Raw genomic sequence first — 16,600 nt, 5'->3', positions numbered from 1 at the left:
TTGTTCTGGAAGGAAAGAAATGTCTGTCACCCGGGTCGCTCCTGCCGTCGTGTCCGCCGCCGCGATCGGTGTCGCGCCGTTCCACGGGGTGCTGTGGTTTGTCCTGTCGGTCGCCGGATTCGTCGCGATGGCGTTCACGGTCCGTTCGGTCCGGCTGCGTGCCAGTGGTTCCCGGGGCCGGCACGCGGCATGACGCAGCCGTGGTGGTTCGTGCTGCTGCTCTGCTGGTGGCCGGTCCACAACCTAGTACTGGCGGCCTTCGCTTGGCGGGCACCGCGGCCCGCTACTGAACGCGCGTCGCGCCCGTTGCTGTTCTGGATCGTTATTCCGGCGTTGAACGAAGAACGCGTTATCGCCAACACGGTGCGACACGCATTACGGCTGGGAACGCCCGAAACTCCGGTGCGAGTGCTGGTGATCGATGACGGATCTGATGACGCTACGCCAGAGATCGTCGCGGGCATCGCTGATGATCGGTTGCATGTGCTGCGGCGTGACTTGCCTCAGGCACGACGCGGAAAGGGCGAAGCGCTCAACGCGGGTTATCGCTACATCGACGCCATTGCCGAGCAGGAGGGCACGGTTTCCCAGACTGTCGTGGGCATCATCGACGGTGACGGGCGCGGCAGCACGGGGCTGCTCACTGAGGTGGCGGCGATGCTGCGCAGCCGCGGCGTCGGTGCGGTGCAGTGCCGGGTGCGAATCCACAATAGACACCGGTTGCTGGCGTTGCTGCAGGACTTGGAGTTCGGCGCGATCGCGGATGCTTCGCAGTCGTTGCGGGACGTGCTCGGCAGTGTCGGGATGGGCGGCAACGGGCAGTTCACGCGACTGTCGGTATTGCGGAAGTTCGGGCCGTCTCCGTGGAGCGATTGTCTGGTCGAGGATCTTGAATTGGGCCTGCGGCTGCACCTAGCCGGAGTGCGGATCCGGTACACGCAACGGGCTTGGGTGACCCAGCAGGGGCTGGAAGACGCGCGCCGCCTGCTTCGGCAGCGGACCCGGTGGGCGCAGGGGAATCTTCAGTGCTCACGGCATTTGCGCAGTCTCGCGACCTCTCGATTCATTGCCGGGACCGGATTGTTCGACTTCCTGGTCTATCTGGTCGTGCCGTGGCTGACTGTTCCGCTGTCGTTGATCGCCGCGGCGCTGCTGGTGATCGTGCCCGCGGCGCTGCTGACCGGGAACACGTTCGGCGGCTTGGTCGCGGAGACCGGGAACCTGGCGCAGGCGGTGGCGTGGTGGCTGGCGGCCTTGCTGCTGCCCGGGATCATGTGGGCGATCGTCTACTTTGTCCGGTTGCGCGACGAACCCCTGCACCGCGCGTTGCTGGCCGGGTTGTGCTATCCGGCGTTCCTGTTGCTCGGCGTGCTGGCGACGTGGCGGGCGGTGTTCCGGATCGTCTTGAAGCGGAACGTGTGGGCGAAAACGGAAAGGCTGGCAGAGTTGCCAGCCTGACCGTCCTCAGAGAGTGCGCAGCAGTCGCACGGGGTTTTCGATGCAGTCGGCGACGAACCGGAGGAAGCCGCCCGCGGTGCCGCCATCGCAGACGCGGTGGTCGAACGCCAGCGTCAGCTCGGTGATCTTCCGCGCGGTGACCTGACCGTCCACAATCCACGGCCGGTCGATGATCCGGCCGACGCCGAGGATCGCCACCTCCGGGTAGTTGATGATGGCGGCCGAACCGTCCACTCCGAACACGCCGTAGTTGTTCACGGTGAACGTGCCGCCGGTGAGGTCGGCCGGGGCGAGGCGTCCGGCGCGCGCCTGTTCGGTGCGGTCGGCGAGTGCCGCGGAGAGGTCTTCCAGGGTCTGCTGGTGCGCGTTCTGGACGACCGGGACGACCAGACCGCGGTCGGTCTGCGCGGCGAAGCCGAGGTGCACGGCGGACGGGATGACGATCTCGTCGCCTTCCAGATGCGCGTTCAGCTCGGGGAACCGGCGCAGTCCCGCGACGGCGAACCGGCCGATGAGCGCGAGCAGGCTGATCTTCGGGGCGTGCGGATCGCTGTTGAGCGCGGTGCGCAACTGCAGCAGTTCGGTCGCGTCGACATCCACCCAGACGGTCGCCTCGGGGATCTCGCGGCGGGAGCGGGCGAGTTTGTCGGCGACGGTTTTGCGCAGGCCGCGCAAGGGGATTCGCTGCTCGTCCGAGGTGGGGACTGTTGGGGCCTCGGTGGCGGCGATCGCGCGTTCGACGTCGGCGCGGCTCACGATGCCGTCGGTGCCGGTTCCGGTGAGCGCGTGAAGGTCTACTCCGGACTCGCGGGCGAGGCGGCGGACCAGCGGCGACACGACACGAATACGGTCCGAAGTGGACTTCGACGCAGGAACCGGTGCGGTCGCTGGGGCCTTGCTGCCGCGCGGCCGCCGCGCGCGCCGAGTGCGGGTTTGGCTGGTGCCGTATCCGATCAGGACGTTCCCGCTGCCCTCCGGCGTCACGACGCCGGGTTCGGTGAAGTCCGCGGCACTGTCCACTGTGATCAACGGGCTGCCGACGGTCAGTACTTCGCCCGCTGCTCCGTGCAGCGTCGCGACTCGGCCCGCGAACGGCACCGGCACCTCGACGCTCGCCTTCGCGGTCTCGACCTCCACGACGGTCTGGTCCACGGTGACAGTGTCGCCGACCGCGACGTGCCACGCGACGATCTCCGCCTCGGTCAGGCCTTCGCCGAGGTCCGGCAGTTTGAAGACGGCCATCACTTCTCCCCGTCGAGCGGTGCCGCGTCGTCCCACTGGAGGCGTTCGATCGCGTCCAGGATCCGGTCGACGCCCGGCAGGTGGTGCTGTTCCAGATTCGGTGCGGGATAAGGAATGTCGAATCCGGCGACGCGCAAGACCGGCGCTTCCAGGTAATGGAAACAGTGCTCGGAAAGCTGCGCTGCGACTTCGGCGCCGTAACCGCAGAATCGACTCGCCTCGTGCACCACGATCGCGCGACCGGTGCGCCGCGCGGACGCGGCGACGGTCTCCAGATCGAATGGCGCGAGGCTGCGCAGATCGATTACCTCGGCGTCGTAGCCTTCTTCGGCGGCCGCTTCGGCAGCTTCGAGCGTGGTGCCGAGAGCGCCGCCGTAGGAAATGAGGGTGACGTCGCTGCCTGCGCGGCGAATCACCGCTTTGTCGAGACCGGGCGAACGGTGTTGCGGGTCAACGGTTCCCTTTTCCCAATACCGGCGCTTGGGTTCCAGGAAAATGACCGGGTCCGGGCTGTCGATCGCCTCGCGGAGCAGGGTGTAGGCGTCGTCCGGCGTGGCCGGAGTGACGACGCGCAGGCCGGCTGTGTGCGTGTAGTAGACCTCGGACGAGTCGCAGTGGTGCTCGACGCCGCCGATGCCGCCGCCGTAGGGCACGCGGATCACCACGGGCAGTTCGACCTGGCCCTTGGTGCGGTTGCGGAGTTTGGCGAGGTGGCTGGTGATCTGCTCGAACGCGGGGTAGGCGAACGCGTCGAACTGCATCTCGATCACCGGGCGCAGGCCGTTCATCGCCATCCCGATCGCGGTGCCGACGATGCCCGATTCGGCGAGCGGCGAGTCGAAGACGCGAGCGTCGCCGAAGCGCGCGGCGAGTCCGTCGGTGACGCGGAAGACGCCGCCGAGCGTGCCGACGTCCTCTCCGAAGACGAGCACGCGTTCGTCCTCGGCCAGTGCGTCGGCGAGCGCGCGGTTGAGCGCCCCGGCGAGCGACAGCGTCGTGTCCAGAGTGGCGGTCATGCCTGGTCCTCGGTGTTCTCGTGCGCCAGTTCGGCGGCCTGCTGGCGCAACGCGGCGGTCGGTTCGGCGTAGACGTGCCGGAAGAGGTCCGCCGGGTCGAGCTCGGTGTCGACATTCATCCGCTCGCGCAGTGCCGCAGCTTCTTCTTCGGCGCGCGCGTCGATCTCCTGCTGCACCTTGTCGTCGAGGAGACCACGGTCGGTGAGGTACTGCTTGAGGCGGCTGATCGGATCGCGCGTGAGCCACTGCTCCACTTCGGCCTTCTCGCGGTAGCGCGTCGCGTCGTCGGCGTTGGTGTGCGACTCCATGCGATAGGTGACAGCTTCGATGAGCGTCGGTCCTTCGCCAGCCGCGGCGCGTGCGACAGCCTGCTCGACGACAGCGTGTACGGCGGCAGCGTCGTTGCCGTCAACGAGAACGGAGGGCATGCCGTAGCCGACGCCCTTGTACGCGAGCGAAGGTGCGGCGGTCTGCTTCTCGAGCGGGACGCTGATGGCGTAGCCGTTGTTCTGTACGAGGAAGACCACCGGTGCCTTCCAGACAGCGGCGAAGTTCAGCGCTTCGTGCGTGTCGCCTTCGCTGGTGGCACCGTCGCCGACGAGAACGAGCGAGACCGTGTCCTCGCCCTTCACGCGCGCCGCGTGCGCGAAGCCGACCGCGTGCAGCGTGTTGGTAGCGAGAGGCGTGCACTGCGGGGCGACGTTGGCGCGGTACGGGTCGTAGCCGCAGTGCCAGTCGCCGCGCAGCAGCGTGAGCACCTCGACCGGGTCGACGCCGCGCGCGACGACGGCCATCGAGTCGCGGTAGGTGGGGAAAAGCCAGTCCTGTGGGCGAAGCGCGAGGATCGAACCGATCTCGGCGGCCTCCTGTCCGCGCGCTGACGGGTACACCGCGAGCCGGCCCTGTTTGGTGAGCGCGGTGGCCTGGGTGTCGAAGCGGCGTCCGGAAACCATGCCGCGGTAGAGGCGGAGGAGGACGTCGTCCGCGGGCATCGCGAGCGCCGGGTCGGGCGCGGGCGTGCCGTCGGCGGTCACGAGGCCGAGCGGCTCGTCGCTGGGCAGGAAACAGGACGCGGCAGTGCGTTCCGTAGTGGTCACCGACAGCTCCCATCGACAAAGACGAGTAGGCCCTGATACTCGCTGTCGGGCGATCAGGGATCCAGACTTGACGAAGAACTGTGGAATGATGGCCTGGTTGACAGGTTGTGGTTGGACGATTGGCTTGCGAGGTGGCGCGGATGTCCCAGCCGGGTGGACAAATGGCAGCGGCGCTGGACGAGGTCGACCTGAAACTCATCGCTGAGCTGAAGAAAGACGGCCGCGCCTCGATGCGCGCCCTCGCCGAACGCGCGCACATTTCGCGGGCCGGTTGCTACACGCGAGTGGAGCGGCTGCACCGCGAGGGCGTGATCACGGGGTACGCGGCGGTCACCGATCCGCGCCGGATGGGTCAGGGTTTGGCGGCGTACGTGTACTTGAAGGTCACGCAGAACTCGTGGCGCACGGTGAGCGCGGAGCTCAAGCACATCCCGGAAATCGAACACGGCGGCCTGGTGTCCGGCGACAACGACCTGATCCTGTTCGTGCGGACCCGCGACGCGGACAGCCTGCGGGACTTGGTGTTCGAACGGTTGCAGAACATGCCGGACGTGCTCTCGACGCACACCGTGCTGGTCTTCGACGAGCTGTGAGCCTCCGTCAGGCCGGTTTCACCAGGTAGACGGCGAGTTGGTAGACCCCGGTGGCTTCGAACGGCATCGGTGTGCGGCGGTACCCAGCGCGTTCGTAGAGGGCGATGTTGCGCTCGCTGGACGCGCCGGTGAAGAGGACGAACTGCTTCGTCTCCGGCGGAGCGTGCCGCTCGGCGTGTTCGAGGAGCAACCGCCCGAGGCCGCGCCCGGCGAGGTCCGGCGCGACCATCAAACGGCCGATCTCCCAGCCGCCGTCCTCGACGGTGCGGGCCCGGACCGCCCCGACGAGCCGGTGTCCCTGCCGGACGATCCAGCTGCGCCAGGTCTTGATCGCCTCGCGCACCTCGGCGAGGTCCTCCCTCAGCGCGGGATGCTCCAGGGTGTTGTTGAGCAGGGCTTCCTGCACCCAGCAACACCGCTGGAGCACCATCAGCTCGGCGGCGTCGTCGGGGGTCGCGGGGAGCAGGGTCGCGCCGGGGAGGGTTTCGAGGTCCACCTGTTCTGTTCTAGCACCGGTTCCGGGGAGTCGGGGTTCACGAGCCAAGAACGAACTCCGTGCCGAACGGATCCTTGATGGTCACCATGCGTCCGTAGGGGCTGTCCTGTGCCTCGACGACCTCGCCGCCGTGCTCGACCGCCCGTGCGCCTGCCGCGTCGGCGTCGGTGGCGAGGAACAGGGTGCCCCATGCCGGTGCCGCGGCGGACGGATCGCCGAAGACGCCGCCGATTTCGTGGCCGTCCGGGCGGCGGAGGAAGGTGAAGTCGACGCCGGGCAGGTCGTCGTTGCCGTCGAGGGTGAAGGCGAAGACCTCGCAGTAGAAGTCACGTGCTGGTTTGGGGGCTGGCGTGACGAGGTCGTTGCGCAGCAGAGTGCTGGGTTCGTTGACGAGCCGGGCACCGGGGAGCTCTCGGCCTTGCCAGAGCCCGAACCGCGCACCGGTCGGATCTTCCGCGACGGCGATACGGGCGTGCTCTCCGTCGTCGTGGGGTTGGTCGAGGAGCTTGCCTCCCGCGTCGGTGACAGCTTTGGCGGTGCTGTCGCAGTCGTCGGTCGCGAAGTAGACGGTCCAGGCTGGTCGCGGGTCGGTTCCTTGGCGCAGGCCAGCGACGGGTAGGTCGCGGAGCTGGCACTGATCGCCGTCGAAGGTCCAGCCGAGGACAGCGCCGTAGAAGCGCTGCGCGCGGTCCAGATCCGGTACGGCGAGGTCGATCCAGGTCGGGGTGCCGAGCGGCTGGTTGCGGTCGACGGTGCTCATCGGGGTCCCTTCGTCGGTGATGGCGGCGACGCTAGGGCCGATCGCGGACAGCTGCGGTCCTCGGCTGCTCACCATGTGGGAGGCAGTGGCCGCGTCCGGCCCGGGGCACGCATTCTGGACGGGCACCCCGGATCTGGAATGGCAGGCGAGAATGAGCACGTCCCCGCTCGAAAACCCCGCTTGGGCCGCGCTGAGCGGCCCGCACGCTTCGTTCGCGGAGCAGAAGGGGCAGGTGCTGCGGTATCCGGTGGATGTCTCTCCGTTCCTCGCCGTGCCCGACCAGCCGGACGAACACGTGTGGCACGACATCGCCGACCTCGTCGGACCGGGCGCGTCGACCGTCGTGGTCGGGAAGGTCGGGACGCCGCCGCCTGCGGGCTGGACGGTGGAGTCCGAGATCGCCGGTGTGCAGATGGACGGTTCGGCCGCGCCCGCTGCCGCCGACCCGGAAGCGGTGCGCCTGACCGAGGCGGACGTGCCGGAAATGCTCGACCTGGTGTCGCGCACGAAGCCCGGCCCGTTCCTGCCCCGGACGATCGCCCTGGGCGCCTACCTGGGCATCCGCCGTGACGGTGCACTGGTGGCGATGGCGGGCGAGCGGCTGCACGTGCCGGGATGGACCGAGATCAGCGCGGTGTGCACCGACCCGGCGTTCCAAGGGCAGGGCTTGGCGGCCCGGCTGGTCCTCGCGGTGGCCGCGGGGATCCGGGAACGCGGCGAGCGGCCGTTCCTCCACGCGGCCGGGACGAACACCGGCGCGATCCGGTTGTACGAGAAGCTGGGGTTCCGGCTTGCTCGCGAGATGCAGTTCGGCGTTTACCGGGCTCCTTCGCTGTAGTCGGCGGTTCCGGCGGGCGGTGCAGTTGGTCGCGGTGGCCGACCTGCACCAGGTCGGCGTGCGTGATGCCAGCCATCGCTGACGGTTCTTCGGCGAAGGCTCCTTTCGGCCTAGGGGCGGACCTGACTGTCCATTGTGGATCTAGGGGGAGTTAGGGGTCGTTGCGCGCGGTGGGCGCGGTTACCGTGGGTCGGCGAAGAAGGATCCGTGGCCGGGTCGTCCCGGCGCAGACGTCGGAAAGGCGGTGGGACGACATGACGGGTAGCGCGAATTCCGACGAGGACAGCTGGTTTCGCCGCTTCCACACGTCGCCCGAGGCGAAGGCAAGGCTGGTGTGCTTGCCGCACGCCGGAGGTTCGGCTCCGTTCTACTTCCCGGTTTCGCGGGCGCTCACGCCGGACATCGAGGTGCTGGCGGTGCAGTATCCGGGCCGCCAGGACCGGCGGCACGAACCGTTCCTGACCACCGTCGACGCGCTGGCCGACCGGATCGCCGAGCTGCTGCGCGGCCGCGACGACCTGCCGCTCGCGCTGTTCGGGCACAGCATGGGCGCGATGATCGCCTTCGAGGTGACCCGGCGGCTGGAGGCCGCGGGCACCGAGGTGCACACGCTTTTCGTCTCCGGACGCCGGGCACCGACGCGGCTTCGCAACGAGAACGTGCACACCCGCACCGACGACGGCGTGATCGACGAACTGCGCCGGTTGAGCGGCACCGAAATGGACCTGCTCGGCGACGACGATGTCGTGCGGATGATCCTTCCCGTGGTGCGCAACGACTATCGCGCCGTGGAGACCTACCAGTACCGGCCGGGTGCGCCGCTGGCCGCCCCGGTGGTCGCGTTCACCGGCACCGCCGACCCGGTCGCCTCGGTGGACGAGGTCCGGTCGTGGAGCGAGCACACTTCGGCGGGCTTCGAGCTGGTCCCGCTCGCCGGCGGGCATTTCTTCCTGACCCGGCACCAGGACGTGATTCTCCAGCACTTGACCGATCGGCTTGTCGACAAGGGGCGTGCACATGTCTGAGGCACTGGCGGTCGGATTCGACAGCAAGCTCGAGGAACTGCGGGAGATCAAGGAGGACGCGCGCCGCGGGCCGGACGACGCCGCGACCGCTCGGCAGCACGACCGCGGCAAGCTGACCGCGCACGAGCGCATCGAACTGCTTCTCGACCCAGGTTCGTTCACCGAGATCGAGTCCTTGCGCCGGCACCGCGCGACGGCTTTCGGTCTCGAACACCGCAAACCGTACTCGGACGGCGTGGTGTGCGGCTGGGGGACGGTGTACGGACGCACGGTTTTCGTGTACGCCCACGACTTCCGCATTTTCGGCGGCGCGCTCGGCGAGGCGCACGCGCAGAAGATCCACAAGGTGATGGACCTCGCCGCGACGGCCGGGGCTCCGCTGGTGTCGCTGAACGACGGGGCCGGTGCGCGGATTCAGGAGGGCGTGACGGCGCTCGCCGGGTACGGCGGGATTTTCCAGCGCAACACCCGGTCTTCGGGAGTCATCCCACAGATCTCGGTGATGCTCGGCCCGTGCGCGGGCGGTGCCGCTTATTCGCCCGCGTTGACGGATTTCGTCTTTATGGTGCGCGAAACGTCGCAGATGTTCATCACCGGCCCGGACGTGGTGCACGCGGTGACCGGCGAGGAGATCACCCAGAACGGTCTCGGCGGCGCGGACGTGCACGCCTCGACGTCGGGGGTCGCCGCGTTCGTTTACGACGACGAACCCAGCTGTCTCGAGGATGTGCGGTACCTGATTTCGTTGCTGCCGTCCAACAACAACGAGGTGCCGCCAGTGGAGCCGACGGCTGATCCGGTGGATCGCCGCACGGACAAGCTGCTTGAGGTGGTGCCGACGGACGCGGCCCGCGCGTACGACATGTGTGCGGTGATCGAGGAAATCGTCGACGACGGCGAGTTTCTTCAGGTGCATGCCGGTTGGGCGACGAACGTGGTGTGCGCCTTGGCGCGCCTCGACGGGCACGTGGTCGGGATCGTGGCGAACCAGCCGGCGACGCTCGCCGGGGTGCTCGACATCGAGGCGAGCGAGAAGGCCGCGCGGTTCGTGCAAACCTGCGACGCGTTCAACATTCCGCTGGTGACGCTGGTCGACGTGCCGGGTTTCCTGCCCGGGGTGGACCAGGAGCACGGCGGCATCATCCGGCACGGTGCGAAGCTGCTGTACTCCTACTGCAACGCGACGGTGCCGCGTGTGCAGGTGATCCTGCGAAAGGCCTACGGCGGCGCGTACATCGTGATGGACTCGCGGTCGATCGGCGCGGACGTTTCGCTCGCGTGGCCGACGAACGAGATCGCGGTGATGGGTGCCGAGGGCGCGGCGAACGTGATCTTCCGGCGCGAGATCAACGCTGCCGACGACCCGGAGGCGGTGCGGCGGCAGAAGATCAAGGAGTACAAGACCGAGCTGATGCACCCGTACTACGCGGCTGAACGCGGACTGGTCGACGACGTGATCGAGCCCGGCCGGACGCGGGAGATGCTGATCCGGTCGCTGTCGATGTTGCGGGCCAAGCACGCCGACGTTCCGGCGCGCAAGCACGGGAACCCGCCGATGTGATGGCGGCCCGGGTCGCGCGGTTAGGGACGGGGGATGTGATGGGGGCGGCGGAGTTGGAGGTTCTTGCCTCGGTTGGCGAGTCGGGCGGTGCGCGGAGTGGGGCCGGCGGGGTGCCGGGTGGTTCTGGTTCGGTTGCTGGGACGCATGGGGAATGGTGCGAGGGGATGGCAGGGGACGTAGGTGTGGCCAGGACGAGGCTTCCTGCGGTGTCGCGGGGAGTTGCTGGCTTGGGGGTTGCTTCTGCGCGTGATGGACGGCGTGATGCGCTGGCAGCGGCTGCGGATGTGGCGGCCGGGGAGCGCGATGGACGGCGTGATGCGCTGGCGGCGGCTGCGGATGAGGTTGCCGGGGAGCGCGATGGACGGCGTGCTGCGGGGGCAGCGGCTGCGGGCGTGGCTGGCGGGGAAGCTGCTGGGTTGCGTGGTGAACGGCCTGCCCCGGTGGCGGCGTCTGCGGGTGCGGTTGACCGGGAAGCTGCTGGGGAGCACGGTGAACAGCGCGCTGCGGCGGTAGTGCCCGCAGTACGTGTGGTGCGTGGGAATCCGGATGACGTTGAAGTGGCTGCGTTGATGGTGGCGTTGGCCGCTGTCGGTCAGGCTGCGGGGGCTGGGGGCGCGGAAATTGCTGTGCCGTCACCTCGGCGACCGTTGGCAAGGTTTGTTCCGGCGACGAGCTGGCGGGCGCGGTAGCTCGGCTCGTCCAGGGCGTGAGGGAGCGAGGACCGTATCGGCGCAGGGCGATGCGGGCTTTTCGCAGTACCGCGGCTCCGGTTTCGGCGGCTGTGCGGAATGCGGGTCTTCGAAACAGTCGGGCGGGGCGAGAAGCCGATCTGGTAGGCACGAGCGATCGGCGGCGGGTGGCAGAAGTGCGCGTGGCAGCAGCGGCCGCACTCGCGGTGCGAGTGTCAGAAGCCTTGCGCCACAACAGAATGACTACCTCGTCCACAACGGACGACAGGGGAACAGGTCCAAGATCCATATCCCCAAGTTACCGCCGCCGGTCGAACATCTGCACGGTATCGATCCGGTGAATCAGGCGTGTACTGCGGTGCTGTCCAGGTAAGTCAGGACGGCGCGGATGCGGCGGTTCTGGTCCCGGCTGGCTTCCAGGCCGAGCTTCGCGAAGATGTTGCTGATGTGGTTTTCCACTGCTCCCTGAGTCACCACCAAAGCCTTGGCGATGGCCGTGTTCGACAGGCCTTGTGCCATCTGGGCGAGCACCTCGGTTTCGCGCGCGGTCAATGCCTCCAACGGATCCCGGCTGCGGGAAAGCATTTGGGCGACCACGTCCGGGTCGATGGCTGAGCCGCCGTCGGCGACGCGGCGGACTGCTTCCAGGAAGTCCGCTACGTCGGCGACTCGTTCCTTCAGCAGGTAGCCGACGCCGGACGTGCCTTCCGCGATCAGGTCTACCGCATAGCTTCCTTCGACGTACTGCGACACCACCAGCACCGGCAGGCCGGGGATTTCCTTGCGGGCGGCCAAAGCCGCGCGCAGGCCCTCGTCGGTGAAGGTCGGGGGCATGCGGACGTCGGCGATCACCAGGTCGGGGCGGTGGTCTCGGATGGCTACCAGCAGATCGTCGCCGTTGTCGACCGCGGCGGCGGTTTCGATGCCTACGTCCGCGAGCAGGCTTTGCACCCCGGCGCGCAACAGTACCGAGTCTTCCGCGATCACGACGCGCATTTTCCTTGCCTCCACAACAGGATTCACCAGCGGACGGGCAGATCGGCTCGCACGACGGTGGGGCCGCCGGCGGGGCTGACGACGGTGAGCACGCCGTCGATCGTGGCGGCGCGGTCGGCCAATCCGGCCAAGCCGCCGCCGGGGCGCATCGACGCGCCGCCGTGGCCGTTGTCGGTGATCTCGACGACCACGGTGTCGTCGTCGCGGGTCACTCGCACGGACGCGCGGTCGGCGCCGGAATGTTTGGTCACGTTGGTGAGCGTTTCGCTCACGATGAAATAAGTGGTCGTCTCGACAGGTGCGGGCGGACGGGGTTGTACGGTAACCTCGACCTCAATAGGGATAGGCATTCTTGCGGTAAGAGAAGACAATGCTGCGTCCAGGCCGCGATCCTGGAGCACCGGCGGGTAGATGCCGCGCGCGAGGTCACGCAACTCCGAGACAGCGAGTTTGGCGTCGGCGTGTGCGGCTCCGATGAGTTCGCGGACCGCGGTCGGGTCGTCGAGGTCGAGTTTGAGCTGGGCGCGGCCCAGGCTCATCGCGACGGACACCAGCCGCTGCTGCGCGCCGTCGTGCAGGTCTCGTTCGATCCGGCGTCGTTCGGCCTCCACCGCGTCGACTCCGCGCGCTCGCGAGTTCTGCAGCTGCTGCGTGCGCGCTTCCAGTTGCGCGGTGCGGTTCGGGCCGAGGAACGACGTCGCCAGTTCGCCGTGCACGGCCCCGATGCGCGGTGCCACGAAAATACCGAAAGGAGGTACCGCGATGGATACGACGCCCGCCACGAATTCCACGATGCCCAACGGAAAAGCGATGAGCACGAACGCGAACTCGTGCCAGGTGGCGGCGTCGAGCAACCGGGCTTGCCACACCGCGAGCATGCCCGGTCCGGCCGGCTGCCGGCGGACCGGTTCGGCGACGGTGACGCCGAGCATCTGGCGTGCCCAGCGTCGTTCGAAGGTGCAATACGAACGCATCAGCGAGGTCGCGACCAGCAGGACGGGGATGCCGATCCAGAGCATCGTCGTCGCGACGCCGACCAGCATGGTCACCAGGATCAGCACGAACGCGACGAGCCGGATCGGGAGGCTCAGCACGAGAAACCCGATCGCCCGCATGGTCGGCGGCCGCGTCACGGGCATAGCGCCATCCGTTCCAGTTCCGGTACGAGGTCGTCGAGAGTGGGTGTCGCGAGCATCTCGTCGCGCACCTCGACCGCACATTCGCGAAAGGACGGTTCTTCCAGCAACCGGCACACTCCCGCCCGGACCCTCGAAGGGGTTGCGTTCTCGAGGTCCACCAGCAAACCGTTGCCGCGCTTCGCCTGCGCCACCGCCGAGCAGCGTTCGCTCCACGTGGTGCCTGGGATGACCAGCTGCGGGACGCCGTTGACCGCCGCGTTGCTGATCGTCGCGCCGTCGCCTTGGTGCACAACAGCGGAGCACGTGGCGAGGAGTTCGTTCATCGGCGCGGAATCGACCGCGCGGACGTTTTCCGGGATCGCGTGCACGGACGCGAGCTGGCTTGCGTCCGCCGTGGCGATCACCTCGATGTCGAGGTCGGCGAGGCCGTCCAGCAGGTCGCCGATGGAGGGCTCCTCGATACCGGGGGTCTGGCAGTCCGAGCTGCCGAGAGTGAGCAGCACCCGCGGCCGCGTCGGGTGCTCCAGCATCCACGAGGGGAGGGGCATCGGCTTGTCCTGCGGCACGAACCGGGCCGGGAGGTAGTCGACGTCCACGCCGTCGTACCGCAGATACGACGGATGGCAGTCGATGGTCCGCACGCCGTAGCGCAGGGTTTCGTCGTAGTCCGCGCCGAATCGGCCGACCGCGGCGGACATCCACGTCACGAACGGGTCCGGCGATGTGTCGGAGGTGTTTTCGGGGCGGCTGGCTCCGCGATCGCGGTACTGCGCGCCGAGGCGGGCGGTCTGGTCGGCGGCGTCGATCATCCGCAGGTGCGGCACCCCGAGCGCGTGCGCGACGATCGGCGCGGCGTAGACCACCGGGTCCCACACCACGAGGTCCGGCTGCCAGTGGCGCGCGAAGAGCACGAGTTCGTCGAGCAGCGAGTCCGGCGTGGTCCAGCGGAACACGTCGACCCAGTGCTCGTACACGTTGCGCACGTACTCGTCGGTGTAGCACTCGGGACGGCTTTCGGAGATCCGGAAGTCGCCCTGCCTCGCGGTGTTGCCGTCGACCTGGAGCCTGCGGTGCCGGGCGACGTCGAGTTCGTCGCCGAACCACATGGCGTCCAGCCCGGTCTCGGCGAACGACGCGACCTCGCGCGGGTTGCGCTGCCCGACGAAGCGCACCTCGTGCCCTGCCGCGGCCAGCGCCCAGCCCACCGGGGCCATGCTGTACACGCGAGCCCTCGTCGGGAGGACCATCAGCATCACGCGCATCGCGGCGGCTCCCGGGATTCGTAGGTGCGGCGGGACAACGGAAACGGTAGGGCCGGGTCACCGCCCCGCCCACCCGGTAGGGGACCCCTGAATCCGGCGCGGGGAACGCGGATTTGGCTCGGCTTTAGATGCCCCTTAGGGGCTGGTGGCGCGCGGGTGCCGGGGGATAGACAGGTAACCGGATCCGGCCGCGCTGCGCCGGAGAAGGACGAGGGAGGCGAACGAGGTGATGAGCATGGCCGTGGCGCCCACCGCGAAAGGCTGGGTCCCGTTCGGCGAGCACCGCACCTGGTACCGGGTCACCGGGCAACCGGGAGGGGCGGCGCCCGCCGTGGTCGTGGTGCACGGCGGGCCGGGCAGCACCCACGACTACCTGCTGAGCCTGACCGAGCTCGCCGAGCACGGATTCCCGGTCGTGCACTACGACCAGCTCGGCAGCGGCGGATCGAGCAGGCTGCCGGACGCCGACCCCGGATTCTGGAACCCGGAGCTGTTCGGCGACGAGCTGGACAACCTGGTGCACCGGCTCGGCATCGAGGACAACTACGTCCTCTATGGACAGTCCTGGGGCGGGCTGGTCGTCGCGCGGCACGCCGCGGAGCGTCCGGACGGCCTGCGCGGGCTGGTGATCGCCAACTCGCCGGCGTCGTACGAGCTGTGGCGCAGCGAAATGGACCGGCTGCGCGCGCTGCTCCCGCCCGGCGTCGACGAGGGCCTGCGGGCGCACGAAGCGGCCGGCACGACGGACACGCAGGAGTACTTCGACCTCATGCGCGTCTTCTACGACCGGCACGTCTGCCGCGTGCTGCCGTGGCCCGCCGACTATCTCGCGTCCTTCATGGAGATGGCCGACAACAACACCGTCTACTCGGTGATGAACGGCCCCAGCGAGTTCACCGTCACCGGCACGCTCGCGGACTACTCGGTGATCGACCGCCTCGACGACATCGAGGTGCCGACCCTGCTCATCTCCGGCGCGCACGACGAGGCCACCCCGGCCACCGTGCAGCCGTACTACGACCGGATCCACGACGTGCGCTGGGAGATCCTCCCGGAATCGAGCCACGTCCCCCATCTCGAGGAACCGCAGCGGTTCCGCGAAATCCTGCTGGGATTCCTGCAGGAAGTCCATTCCCCCGCCGAAAGAGAGGTCGCCAGTCATGGATGACGCCAGCCAGGCCGGATCGGCGGTCGTGTTCCCCGGGATGAGCCCGTGCCGGTTCGTCGACTTCGGCAAGTTCCTGCTCATCAACCCGTTCGCGCGCAGGCTCATCAAGGACGCCGACGACCGGCTGGGCTACTCGCTGGTCGACCGCTTCCGCGAGGCCGAGGGCGACTACTCTGAGTACGCCCAGGTCGGGTTCATGCTTACCTGCGTCGCGCTCGCCGAATGGGCCGAACAGGAGTACGGGATGAGCCCGGACTACTGCACCGGCCCGAGTTTCGGGGAGAAGCCGGCCAGCGTGTACGCCGGTTCGCTGACTTTCCCGGACGCGGTGTGGATGACCGCGAAGCTCGCGCAGTGCCTCGACGAGTTCTTCGCGACCGAGCACACCGACGTCGTCACGCACTCGTTCGTCCGCACGCCGGAAGAGAAACTGCGCGACGCGCTGACCGAACTGGACGGGCGCGGCGAATGGTCGGACATCTCCTGCTACATCGACCACGACTTCTACATGGTCTCGGTGCGGGAGCGGAACCTCGACTGGCTCAAGCAGACCGTGCGGGGCATGGGCGGGCTGTCGCTGTACACGATGCGTCCTCCGCTGCATTCGCGCGCGTTCGGCGCGTTGCGGCGCAAGGCCGAGGACGAGGTGCTCGGCGGCCTCGACTTCCATGATCCCCTCCTTCCGATCATCGCCGACCAGGACGGTTCGGTGCTGCGGACTGGCGAGCAGGTCCGCACGATGCTGCTGGACAGCATCGTCGAGCCGCTGCGCTGGCCGGACGTCGTCTCGTCGCTCGAACAGCTCGGCGTGCGCAAGCTGTGGGTGGCCGGGCCGGACACGCTGTTCGGCCGCGTCCGTGCCACCACCAGCCGGTTCGAGGTGACCACGGTGAACCCGCGGCTCGCGCTGCAGCCGCGGCGGCGCGGCGCGGGTCCTTCGCGGGTCAGCTAGCCGGCTGCAGCTTCGACAGCGTCGTCCAGAGGCGTCCGGGGTTCTCGAACGTCTCCAGGTTCAGCGCGTCGTCGGAGAACCGGACGTTGTACTTCTCCTCCAGCACCGCCAGCAGTTCCACCGTGGCGAGCGAGTCGAGGCCGTACTCCTTGAGCGGGGTTTCGGCGGTCAGCGCCTCGTCGGCGGGCAGGAACGGAAGGTACGGGCGGAGGGCTTCGTCGAAAGAGCTGTCCCACATGGCTACTCCGGTGGCTGGGTCGGGCACTTCACCCGGGCAGGGAAACCGACCGCCCGGTTCGGTTTTGAAC

The 16,600-nt window shown here is 68.4% G+C and carries 19 protein-coding genes; 10 read left to right on the top strand and 9 right to left on the bottom strand.

Annotated features, from left to right (window positions below; translation table 11 throughout):
- Positions 1-19 precede the first annotated feature (19 nt).
- Positions 20-193 (top strand): hypothetical protein, encoded by a 174-nt coding sequence (locus tag EIZ44_RS44740; RefSeq protein WP_167754176.1) that lies wholly within the window; start codon positions 20-22, stop codon positions 191-193.
- Positions 190-1,458, top strand: a complete 1,269-nt coding sequence (locus EIZ44_RS17685; protein WP_134729795.1) for a glycosyltransferase family 2 protein — start codon at positions 190-192, stop codon at positions 1,456-1,458. Before EIZ44_RS44740 ends, EIZ44_RS17685 begins: the two co-directional genes overlap by 4 nt.
- Before the next feature lie 6 nt (positions 1,459-1,464).
- Here the strand turns inward: EIZ44_RS17685 and EIZ44_RS17680 are convergent, their stop codons facing one another.
- Genes EIZ44_RS17680 through pdhA form a run of 3 tightly spaced genes read right to left on the bottom strand, consistent with a single transcriptional unit; the run spans position 1,465 to position 4,813 of the window.
- Positions 1,465-2,700 (bottom strand): dihydrolipoamide acetyltransferase family protein, encoded by a 1,236-nt coding sequence (locus EIZ44_RS17680; protein WP_134729793.1) that lies wholly within the window; start codon positions 2,698-2,700, stop codon positions 1,465-1,467.
- Positions 2,700-3,716 carry an alpha-ketoacid dehydrogenase subunit beta gene (locus EIZ44_RS17675; protein WP_167754175.1) on the bottom strand — a complete coding sequence of 339 codons (1,017 nt, stop codon included), beginning with the start codon at positions 3,714-3,716 and terminating at the stop codon, positions 2,700-2,702. The genes EIZ44_RS17680 and EIZ44_RS17675 overlap by 1 nt, the downstream gene beginning before the upstream one ends.
- A complete protein-coding gene (gene pdhA / locus EIZ44_RS17670; protein WP_134667403.1) occupies positions 3,713-4,813 on the bottom strand; it encodes a pyruvate dehydrogenase (acetyl-transferring) E1 component subunit alpha in 1,101 nt (366 codons plus the stop codon). Before pdhA ends, EIZ44_RS17675 begins: the two co-directional genes overlap by 4 nt.
- Before the next feature lie 161 nt (positions 4,814-4,974).
- On the opposite strand from pdhA, the gene EIZ44_RS17665 reads away from it, so the two are divergent.
- The gene (locus EIZ44_RS17665) at positions 4,975-5,406 is read left to right on the top strand and encodes an Lrp/AsnC family transcriptional regulator (RefSeq protein ID WP_037715277.1); all 432 of its coding nucleotides are present in this window, start codon (positions 4,975-4,977) and stop codon (positions 5,404-5,406) included.
- 7 nt (positions 5,407-5,413) lie between these two features.
- Here EIZ44_RS17665 and EIZ44_RS17660 read toward each other — a convergent pair whose 3' ends face one another.
- Positions 5,414-5,902: a GNAT family N-acetyltransferase gene (locus tag EIZ44_RS17660; RefSeq protein ID WP_106961461.1), complete on the bottom strand. Its 489-nt coding sequence runs from the start codon at positions 5,900-5,902 to the stop codon at positions 5,414-5,416.
- 37 nt (positions 5,903-5,939) lie between these two features.
- Positions 5,940-6,662, bottom strand: a complete 723-nt coding sequence (locus tag EIZ44_RS17655; protein WP_134729791.1) for a VOC family protein — start codon at positions 6,660-6,662, stop codon at positions 5,940-5,942.
- Between the two features lie 151 nt (positions 6,663-6,813).
- Between EIZ44_RS17655 and EIZ44_RS17650 the strand changes: the two genes are divergently transcribed.
- From EIZ44_RS17650 to EIZ44_RS45930, 5 genes are all read left to right on the top strand, one after another.
- Positions 6,814-7,500, top strand: coding sequence for a GNAT family N-acetyltransferase (locus tag EIZ44_RS17650; RefSeq protein ID WP_134729789.1), 687 nt, complete (start codon positions 6,814-6,816; stop codon positions 7,498-7,500).
- 254 nt (positions 7,501-7,754) lie between these two features.
- Complete coding sequence (locus tag EIZ44_RS17645) at positions 7,755-8,525, top strand: thioesterase II family protein (protein WP_037810581.1); 771 nt, start codon at positions 7,755-7,757, stop codon at positions 8,523-8,525.
- Positions 8,518-10,086: an acyl-CoA carboxylase subunit beta gene (locus tag EIZ44_RS17640; RefSeq protein ID WP_134729787.1), complete on the top strand. Its 1,569-nt coding sequence runs from the start codon at positions 8,518-8,520 to the stop codon at positions 10,084-10,086. Before EIZ44_RS17645 ends, EIZ44_RS17640 begins: the two co-directional genes overlap by 8 nt.
- A gap of 246 nt (positions 10,087-10,332) precedes the next feature.
- Positions 10,333-10,599, top strand: coding sequence for a hypothetical protein (locus EIZ44_RS45535; RefSeq protein WP_167754174.1), 267 nt, complete (start codon positions 10,333-10,335; stop codon positions 10,597-10,599).
- The gene (locus tag EIZ44_RS45930) at positions 10,527-10,775 is read left to right on the top strand and encodes an acyl-CoA carboxylase epsilon subunit (protein ID WP_276323733.1); all 249 of its coding nucleotides are present in this window, start codon (positions 10,527-10,529) and stop codon (positions 10,773-10,775) included. Before EIZ44_RS45535 ends, EIZ44_RS45930 begins: the two co-directional genes overlap by 73 nt.
- Before the next feature lie 342 nt (positions 10,776-11,117).
- On the opposite strand, the gene EIZ44_RS17630 is transcribed toward EIZ44_RS45930, so the two are convergent.
- The 3 genes from EIZ44_RS17630 to EIZ44_RS17620 are packed head-to-tail and all read right to left on the bottom strand — an operon-like array spanning position 11,118 to position 14,172.
- Positions 11,118-11,771, bottom strand: a complete 654-nt coding sequence (locus EIZ44_RS17630) for a response regulator transcription factor (RefSeq protein ID WP_037810579.1) — start codon at positions 11,769-11,771, stop codon at positions 11,118-11,120.
- A 23-nt stretch (positions 11,772-11,794) separates the two neighbouring features.
- Positions 11,795-12,910 carry a sensor histidine kinase gene (locus EIZ44_RS17625; RefSeq protein WP_167754172.1) on the bottom strand — a complete coding sequence of 372 codons (1,116 nt, stop codon included), beginning with the start codon at positions 12,908-12,910 and terminating at the stop codon, positions 11,795-11,797.
- Entirely contained in the window at positions 12,901-14,172 is a 1,272-nt protein-coding gene (locus EIZ44_RS17620; protein ID WP_134729781.1) for a nucleotide disphospho-sugar-binding domain-containing protein, read from the bottom strand. The genes EIZ44_RS17625 and EIZ44_RS17620 overlap by 10 nt, the downstream gene beginning before the upstream one ends.
- 235 nt (positions 14,173-14,407) lie before the next feature.
- Between EIZ44_RS17620 and EIZ44_RS17615 the strand changes: the two genes are divergently transcribed.
- Positions 14,408-15,340, top strand: coding sequence for a proline iminopeptidase-family hydrolase (locus EIZ44_RS17615; protein WP_037810576.1), 933 nt, complete (start codon positions 14,408-14,410; stop codon positions 15,338-15,340).
- On the top strand, positions 15,333-16,292 hold the full coding sequence (locus EIZ44_RS17610; protein ID WP_037810575.1) for an ACP S-malonyltransferase: 960 nt from the start codon (positions 15,333-15,335) through the stop codon (positions 16,290-16,292). The genes EIZ44_RS17615 and EIZ44_RS17610 overlap by 8 nt, the downstream gene beginning before the upstream one ends.
- Here the strand turns inward: EIZ44_RS17610 and EIZ44_RS17605 are convergent.
- A complete protein-coding gene (locus EIZ44_RS17605; protein ID WP_037810574.1) occupies positions 16,285-16,530 on the bottom strand; it encodes a phosphopantetheine-binding protein in 246 nt (81 codons plus the stop codon). The genes EIZ44_RS17610 and EIZ44_RS17605 overlap by 8 nt on opposite strands.
- Between the last annotated feature and the right edge of the window lie 70 nt (positions 16,531-16,600).

The organism is Amycolatopsis nivea (assembly GCF_004522235.1).
GTDB lineage: Bacteria > Actinomycetota > Actinomycetes > Mycobacteriales > Pseudonocardiaceae > Amycolatopsis > Amycolatopsis nivea.
Note: the sequence above shows the minus strand (reverse complement) of the source record. Positions and strands in the feature narration are given on the sequence as shown.

Excerpts from the sequence above, each read along its gene's own strand:
- EIZ44_RS17615 (WP_037810576.1), top strand. The coding sequence starts at position 14,408 with ATGGCCGTGGCGCCCACCGCGAAAGGCTGGGTCCCGTTCGGCGAGCAC.
- EIZ44_RS44740 (WP_167754176.1), top strand. The coding sequence starts at position 20 with ATGTCTGTCACCCGGGTCGCTCCTGCCGTCGTGTCCGCCGCCGCGATC.
- EIZ44_RS17680 (WP_134729793.1), bottom strand. The coding sequence starts at position 2,700 with ATGGCCGTCTTCAAACTGCCGGACCTCGGCGAAGGCCTGACCGAGGCG.
- EIZ44_RS17655 (WP_134729791.1), bottom strand. The coding sequence starts at position 6,662 with ATGAGCACCGTCGACCGCAACCAGCCGCTCGGCACCCCGACCTGGATC.
- EIZ44_RS17605 (WP_037810574.1), bottom strand. The coding sequence starts at position 16,530 with ATGTGGGACAGCTCTTTCGACGAAGCCCTCCGCCCGTACCTTCCGTTC.
- EIZ44_RS17645 (WP_037810581.1), top strand. The coding sequence starts at position 7,755 with ATGACGGGTAGCGCGAATTCCGACGAGGACAGCTGGTTTCGCCGCTTC.
- EIZ44_RS17650 (WP_134729789.1), top strand. The coding sequence starts at position 6,814 with ATGAGCACGTCCCCGCTCGAAAACCCCGCTTGGGCCGCGCTGAGCGGC.
- EIZ44_RS17610 (WP_037810575.1), top strand. The coding sequence starts at position 15,333 with ATGGATGACGCCAGCCAGGCCGGATCGGCGGTCGTGTTCCCCGGGATG.
- EIZ44_RS17625 (WP_167754172.1), bottom strand. The coding sequence starts at position 12,910 with ATGCCCGTGACGCGGCCGCCGACCATGCGGGCGATCGGGTTTCTCGTG.
- EIZ44_RS17640 (WP_134729787.1), top strand. The coding sequence starts at position 8,518 with ATGTCTGAGGCACTGGCGGTCGGATTCGACAGCAAGCTCGAGGAACTG.
- EIZ44_RS17665 (WP_037715277.1), top strand. The coding sequence starts at position 4,975 with ATGGCAGCGGCGCTGGACGAGGTCGACCTGAAACTCATCGCTGAGCTG.
- EIZ44_RS17620 (WP_134729781.1), bottom strand. The coding sequence starts at position 14,172 with ATGCGCGTGATGCTGATGGTCCTCCCGACGAGGGCTCGCGTGTACAGC.
- EIZ44_RS17675 (WP_167754175.1), bottom strand. The coding sequence starts at position 3,716 with ATGACCGCCACTCTGGACACGACGCTGTCGCTCGCCGGGGCGCTCAAC.
- EIZ44_RS17630 (WP_037810579.1), bottom strand. The coding sequence starts at position 11,771 with ATGCGCGTCGTGATCGCGGAAGACTCGGTACTGTTGCGCGCCGGGGTG.
- EIZ44_RS17685 (WP_134729795.1), top strand. The coding sequence starts at position 190 with ATGACGCAGCCGTGGTGGTTCGTGCTGCTGCTCTGCTGGTGGCCGGTC.